At 33.0% G+C, this 6,480-nt stretch carries 8 protein-coding genes; 3 read left to right on the plus strand and 5 right to left on the minus strand.

From position 1 onward, the window contains the following. Position 1 precedes the first annotated feature (1 nt). On the minus strand, positions 2-1,120 hold the full coding sequence (rseP, locus tag BA053_RS00225; RefSeq protein WP_065094744.1) for an RIP metalloprotease RseP: 1,119 nt from the start codon (positions 1,118-1,120) through the stop codon (positions 2-4). 99 nt (positions 1,121-1,219) lie between these two features. Between rseP and BA053_RS00230 the strand changes: the two genes are divergently transcribed. Further along, positions 1,220-1,498: an FAD assembly factor SdhE gene (locus BA053_RS00230; RefSeq protein ID WP_006279484.1), complete on the plus strand. Its 279-nt coding sequence runs from the start codon at positions 1,220-1,222 to the stop codon at positions 1,496-1,498. Here BA053_RS00230 and BA053_RS00235 read toward each other — a convergent pair. From BA053_RS00235 to BA053_RS00245, 3 genes are all read right to left on the minus strand, one after another. Next, on the minus strand, positions 1,473-1,799 hold the full coding sequence (locus tag BA053_RS00235) for a cell division protein ZapA (RefSeq protein WP_010082086.1): 327 nt from the start codon (positions 1,797-1,799) through the stop codon (positions 1,473-1,475). The two genes, BA053_RS00230 and BA053_RS00235, sit on opposite strands and share 26 nt — an antisense overlap. Before the next feature lie 72 nt (positions 1,800-1,871). Next, positions 1,872-2,150 carry an HU family DNA-binding protein gene (locus BA053_RS00240; RefSeq protein ID WP_010963035.1) on the minus strand — a complete coding sequence of 93 codons (279 nt, stop codon included), beginning with the start codon at positions 2,148-2,150 and terminating at the stop codon, positions 1,872-1,874. Between the two features lie 29 nt (positions 2,151-2,179). Then, positions 2,180-3,832, minus strand: coding sequence for a 30S ribosomal protein S1 (locus BA053_RS00245; protein WP_065094747.1), 1,653 nt, complete (start codon positions 3,830-3,832; stop codon positions 2,180-2,182). Positions 3,833-3,977: 145 nt separating this feature from the next. Here BA053_RS00245 and trmB point away from each other — a divergent pair, with 145 nt between their 5' ends. Beyond that, the gene (gene trmB / locus BA053_RS00250; protein ID WP_065094748.1) at positions 3,978-4,643 is read left to right on the plus strand and encodes a tRNA (guanosine(46)-N7)-methyltransferase TrmB; all 666 of its coding nucleotides are present in this window, start codon (positions 3,978-3,980) and stop codon (positions 4,641-4,643) included. Between the two features lie 476 nt (positions 4,644-5,119). Here the strand turns inward: trmB and BA053_RS00255 are convergent, their stop codons facing one another. Beyond that, positions 5,120-5,767 (minus strand): heme exporter protein CcmB, encoded by a 648-nt coding sequence (locus BA053_RS00255; protein WP_065095344.1) that lies wholly within the window; start codon positions 5,765-5,767, stop codon positions 5,120-5,122. Between the two features lie 106 nt (positions 5,768-5,873). Between BA053_RS00255 and BA053_RS00260 the strand changes: the two genes are divergently transcribed. Beyond that, on the plus strand, positions 5,874-6,266 hold the full coding sequence (locus BA053_RS00260; RefSeq protein WP_065095343.1) for a TraR/DksA family transcriptional regulator: 393 nt from the start codon (positions 5,874-5,876) through the stop codon (positions 6,264-6,266). Positions 6,267-6,480: the final 214 nt, after the last annotated feature.

The following is a 6,480-nucleotide window of genomic DNA, read 5'->3' on the forward strand; positions in this document are numbered from 1 at the left end:
CTTAAAAAAGATGCCTAATATCATTTGAGATTGCAACTGCCATCAACAAGAACAATATGGAAGCACCAAAAGTAGCTGCATATTTTTGATATTTCAAACTTAAATCTCGACGTATAACTGCTTCTATAATATAGTGAAATAAATGCCCACCATCTAGTAGCGGAATTGGTAGCAAGTTAATTGCAGCTAAATTAGCTGAAATAATTGCCATGAAATACACAACCATAACGAACCCCTTTTTAGCTGATTGCCCTGAATACTTTGCGATTTTTATTGGCCCACCTATTTCATTGATACTCCTTTTACCAACAATAATGTGAAAGAGAGCTTTGATCGTTAAGCACATAGTGTGGTAAGTTTCACTTACTGATAAGCTCACAGCCCCAAGAAAAGACGACTGCTTTAATGTATTGACTGAAATAATCCCTATAGTTTCTCTTTCTATTGTGTTGCCAAAAACGTCTTTGTCCTTGATTATTAATGGAGTTAAACTGGTCCTGTGCTTCTCATTATTTCTGCTATACTCAATCTCCATTCTTGTTTTAGGATTCGACATTATCACACGTGAAATATCTTCAAAGTATTTTATTTTATGCTCATTGATTTGTGTAATAGTGTCACCTGGCAACAAACCAGCTTGCTTAGCTACACTACCTTCGATTACATTTCTAATCACCGGTGGAGTGTGATAATAACCTGCTATGCTAAAAAATATTGTAAAAGCTATAACAGCAAATACCATATTTGCAAAAGGCCCTGCAAAAACTACTGCTGCTTTTTTATGCCGCGGTTTTGTATGAAATGAATACAACTTTTCTTCTTCGGCTAAATTTTGTTGATCAGCTGGGACACTTGCTGCATTGTTGTCCCCTAGCATTTTAACATAACCACCCAATGGAACAACGCTTAATTTCCATCTAGTTCCGGACTTATCGTTAAAACCAAAAATTTCAGGACCAAAACCTATGGAAAAAGATTCAACTTTAACTTTGCATGCTTTGGCAACAACATAATGCCCATATTCATGCACGAATACTATGACAGAAATTATTAAAGAAAATGATAAAAAATAATATATTCCATCGCTAAATTGATGGATAAGATTAGAAATTAATTCCACCTGTATATTTAGATCTTAACAAAATGTTAAGTATATTAAAATGCGCCTCGCTTGACAAGTATTTAGTTTAACTTTTAAATTAAAAAAAGTTTAATTGTAATGACAGATACCTCACTACTCAGAAGAAAATTAATATATAGAAGCTGGCATAGGGGTTGCAAAGAAACCGATATACTTTTAGGGCATTTCGCATTGAAATATCTTGATAAATTTTCCTTAAGCGAACTAATCGAATACGAAAAAATAGTTGATCTTGATGATTACGAATTATATTGTTACATAACTCGTAAGACAAACCTCCCTCCTGGCTTGAATAGTCAGATAGTCAATTTAATTGCTTGCTTTATTGAAGCTAATCCTTTATGCACTCAAGATTAGTGATAATCTTATTTACCTTATCTAGTACCTCAGTATATTCTATTCTTTTCTCGTTTCTATACTTTTCGCGCTCTTGATTTACTTCATCTAATCGCTTTGTTAATTCTAAAATTTTATCCTCAAGAATTAGTGCTGCAAGTAAGAAATTTAATGCATCCGAACCCTTACCTCCAGTTTTTTGAGATACAGAACTAACTAACTTGTCAAAACTATTAGCAAGGCGTAATAAATGATTCCCCTTCCCACTTTCGCAAGATATTTTATATGTGTTATTACGTATAACTATTTCTACTACTTGCATATGGTGCTAAAAATTTCTATCGTACAGTATAAACTCAAACCCCTACTTTCATCTTATTTATGGTATAAATTTTTATTCATTTATCAAATCAGATAATTTTTTACTGCTACGAAAATATGTTTTAAAGTATTGATTCTTTGTAAACTTCTGTAACATTAAATGGCTTGTTTCTTTCAAGTTATAACTTCTAACTGAAAAAGAACCAAACCCCCTAATTTCAACTCTATTATGATGTTTCAATGTGCTTGAAAGTATCCCAAAAAATCTATCAACTATAGCTGCTATAACAATCTTATCTAAAAAAGGATGTCTTTTTGCTACCCTCGCTATTATATCAGACTTTGTTGCCATTTATATGAAGCCAAAATAAGTAAACCTTATCACTTAGCAGATAATGCTATGTTATATTCTTCAACACCCAATACTTCAACTTCTATTTTTTCTGATATAGAGAATTTTTTATTCTCTGGTAAATGCTCTTGATCTATTAGAAGGGTTACATCGTTCTCAACTTCAACGACTAGTCCATTATCTTCTCTCTTACCTACAATAACCTGTATTTTATCACCTACCTTAACTTTCTTTATCAGTTCTTCAAGAGGATCATACTCTATTTGTTTTATTCCAAGATAAATTCTTGCCCGATTCACGTTAGCCCTTATTACTTTTGCTTCTATTTTATCACCTACATTATACTTCTTTATCTCATCTGAACCATTTTTAGACCAACTAAAATCTTTCACATATATTGTCCCTTCTACGTTCTCATCTATTTCAGAATCACCGAAAGCAACAGATACATATGAGCCGGTATTATTCTTCACTTCACCAGAAACAATAGAACCAGGAGAATATTTATTGATAAATACTTGCCAAGGGTTGTCTACACACCTTTTCATGCTTAAACTCATCCTACTCTTAGCAATGTCAATACTGAGAATTTTTACATATACTTCTTGTCCCCTTGTTACGAGACTACTAACTGGTAAATTACTCTTAACCCAAGTTATTTCCGACGAGTGCACTAAACCTTCAATTCCAGGTCTAAGCTCAACAAATAATCCATAATCTTCTATGCTTGTTACATAACCCTTATGCACACTATCAACTGGATATTTTGACTCTGCATCTTGCCAAGGGCTATCTTCTAGCTGCTTCACACCCAAGGAAATTTTAGCATTTTCCTTGTCTATTTTTATAATTTTAACTTTTATAGTCTGACCACAAGTAAAAACTGCAGACGGATGACTTACCCTACTCCAAGAGATATCTGTAATATGTAACAATCCATCTATAACTCCCACTACATCTGATTCATGAATACCGACAAATACACCGTAATGAGTGATACTTTTTATTTTCCCTTCTATTATATCGCCTTCATTTAAAGATTCTAAAAATTTAATTTTTTCACCAGCGTGCAATTTTTCTAACACCAGCTTTCTTGATACTACAATATTGCCCTGCTTCTTATCCATTTTAAGCACGATGAACTTTTGTTCAGTTTCAATAAGGTGCTTCGCATCTTTTACTTGCTTCAAATCCACATGACTCAGCGGTAAAAAAGCGCTTATTCCGTCACCAAGATCAACAATAAAGCCACATTTAATTGAGCGTTTAATAACTCCGCTTACTTCAGCCCTTGTAACTGTATCTTCTTCCAACTTATTCCATTTTTCGTCCCTAATTGCTTTTTCACGACTAAGAACAACATTACCATGATAATCTTCAATTCTTTCCACATAAACTCTGATTTTCGAGCCAATAATGACCTCATCATTACAACCGAGTTCCTTGATCAGAATTCTCCCGTCAGATTTTAAACCAATATCAACCACAACGTCGTTAGGGTTTATTCTTGTAATTACACCTTCTACCACATCTCCTTCTTTAATTTTGTTAACAAAAGAATCTTCAAACAAGGTATTATCTTGATCCTCAAATTGGCCTTGACATATCTCTTCTATAAATTTGTTTGATGATAGCTTTCTGATAGTAACCGGTAGATTTACGACTGGATTATTATTATTCATACCTTTACCTTTAACTTAAACTTTATTAGAACTCATATATTATATAATATTAACAATTATTGACAAGTAATTTTTCATTAACTCATTTCGAGAATTGTTTAAGCTATATAAAATATAGTGAGAAAATTATATATGTATCAAGAATATGCTATTTAAGAATAGCAAGTGGATTAGATCGTTCTCCAGAAGGTCCAGGCTAAAACCTGATGTTGATGAAATATTGGAAAAATATTCTATTCAAAACAGCAAGGAATCTATAGAGAAAATTGTAAATTCACAAAAAAGAATATGGGTAGAAATAGGCTTTGGCAACGGTGAAAATATGCTTTACCAGGTGCTCAATGAACCTGATCTATTATTTATAGGATGTGAGCCCTACTTAAAGGGGGTTTCTCGCTTGCTAACAAACATAGAAATACGGAACATAAAAAATATTTTAATGTGGACAGAAGATGCAAGAGAATTGATTGCAAATTTTCCTGATAACAGTGTTGAAAGATTCTTTATTCTCTTTCCAGATCCATGGCCAAAAAGAAGTCACAATAAAAGACGATTAATTAATACGGAATTTTTAAATTTATTAGCAAAAAAAATACTTATAACAGGGGAAATATTCATTGCAACCGATCATCAGGACTATGCAGAGTGGATAGCATCACATATAAAGCAGTGTAACTCTTTAATCTATAGGGAAGACGATTTCACAAGTTATACTCTTACAAAATACCACAGAAGAGCGCTCAAAGATCAGCGTAAAGTGAGGTTCTTTAAAGTAAGTGTTATTAATAATTTGCAGACTATGGATCAATAGAGTTTTTGCATATCTCTTTTACGTTAACTATAGATTAAAAATAATAAAAAAAGAGGGAGAAATAGAGTAAATTCCTTTAACTACTTCTCCTTATGAAGGAATAGACTTCTTGCATAACCCAAACTAAGTAGAAAAAAGGTATCATCCAAGTAGCCCCTTTCTCGTCATGCCGCTGCGAATCGTCATACCGCCGCGGCGCTAACACGTAGCGGGATGATGAGGCTTATCGTCATGCCACCGCGAACCGTCATACCGTCACGGTATCTCTTAGCCGCTAACAAGTAGCGGGATGACGGTTGTCAGGTTAGCTGTTATCCCAGTTTTTGACACTGGGATGACAACGAAGGGCTACTTGGATGACAGGGAAGGATGCTGGAATGAAGGTTTTTCAAATTGTCGATAAACCTAAATCTATAATAACTATTTGCCTTTTTTCTAGGTTATGCAAGAAGTCTACTGAATAACAGTAAGATTTTTCAATCCTGTTCCACAGCAAATTTTAGTGCCATGTGAGTAGTTATGGTGCTGTTAACAATCAAAATAACAAAAACTAAGATGGTGATTAGTAGTGTATAAATATTCAAGGATAAATTTTCAAATTGAGTTAGCATTTTAAAATACACAAAGGTTGGCATTATCATTGGCAAAACAAGAATTTGCGATACTCCTGATGCTAAGTTGTTTTGACCAATCATCAATGCATTTCCAGTAGCTGAAATATTAATGATTATCAGCGTATTAAATAATAAAGACACTCCAACTGCTATTGAGTGTTCAATACTATTGCCTAGAATTGCAAAGCTGAATATGGAAGAAATTACTGAAATCGGTAACCCAAATAATAACCAGTGAGCGAAAATTTTATAAGCAACTATAAGCCTAGAAGAGAGTGGCTGTACAAAGATTTGCTCTAATATTCCATCATGATAATCAGATGTAAACAAATTATTTGTAGAAATCTGCAAAACAAATGTAGCACATATCCATGTTAATGTTAACATAACTTCTTGTTTATTGTTGTTTTCAAGTGTAAATGAAGATAAACTTAACATTATGATAAAAATACATACTATATAGGTAAAGTTCTTATCATCTATTACTAATTTTTTTACTGAGTCGATCATACTAGGCTTTTAAATGTTTATTATAAATTATAGTGTTTACTTTGAGGTAGTATAATTTTTTGTTCATAAATTATATAGGTTTTATTATTTTTTTGATAATGCAATTATGGAAAAGTTACCAAAAATAAAGTCACCAGAAGATTACACTCCTTCAGAAGATGAAGAATATATGAGCGTAAAACAACTGGAATACTTCAGCTTAAAGTTACAGTCAATACTCGCTGAGCTGGAGAAACAAGAACTAGAAGAGAATAGTATTGATACATACTATTCTGATGGAGATAGTGGAAACGAGAAATTAATCAAGCGTCGAAAAGATAGAAAAGAAAAAATTAAGGAGGCGTTAGAAAAAATAAAATTAGGCACTTATGGTTACTGCGATGGAACAGGAGAAGAGATAGGAGTCGAAAGACTTAAAGCTAATCCGCTTGCTATATATTGTATTGAAGAGCAAGAGAGAGTAGAAAAAGAAAAGAACGTGTACAACATTAACGATTAATTTACACATAAGTGGTGAGCCCATTGGACTTCAAGAGGAGCAAGAGGCGCTGAAGTATGTTATGCTATAAAGAAAGTGGAAAATTGGACATTCTCAACTTGACTCCTGCAGATTAAAAATTAAGTTGTATCCGTTCAGACAATGGCGTCAACTTAAGGAAAAATGTCAGAGATTGTGTATAAAATTTCTCTCTAAAATTTTTACCATTAAATTA

This window comes from Wolbachia endosymbiont of Nomada ferruginata, from assembly GCF_001675785.1.
Classification (GTDB): domain Bacteria; phylum Pseudomonadota; class Alphaproteobacteria; order Rickettsiales; family Anaplasmataceae; genus Wolbachia; species Wolbachia pipientis.

Coding starts and splice junctions, on each gene's coding strand:
- BA053_RS00230 (WP_006279484.1), top strand. CDS start 1,220: ATGACAGATACCTCACTACTCAGAAGAAAATTAATATATAGAAGCTGG.
- BA053_RS00235 (WP_010082086.1), bottom strand. CDS start 1,799: ATGCAAGTAGTAGAAATAGTTATACGTAATAACACATATAAAATATCT.
- BA053_RS00240 (WP_010963035.1), bottom strand. CDS start 2,150: ATGGCAACAAAGTCTGATATAATAGCGAGGGTAGCAAAAAGACATCCT.
- BA053_RS00245 (WP_065094747.1), bottom strand. CDS start 3,832: ATGAATAATAATAATCCAGTCGTAAATCTACCGGTTACTATCAGAAAG.
- trmB (WP_065094748.1), top strand. CDS start 3,978: ATGCTATTTAAGAATAGCAAGTGGATTAGATCGTTCTCCAGAAGGTCC.
- BA053_RS00255 (WP_065095344.1), bottom strand. CDS start 5,767: ATGATCGACTCAGTAAAAAAATTAGTAATAGATGATAAGAACTTTACC.
- BA053_RS00260 (WP_065095343.1), top strand. CDS start 5,874: ATGGAAAAGTTACCAAAAATAAAGTCACCAGAAGATTACACTCCTTCA.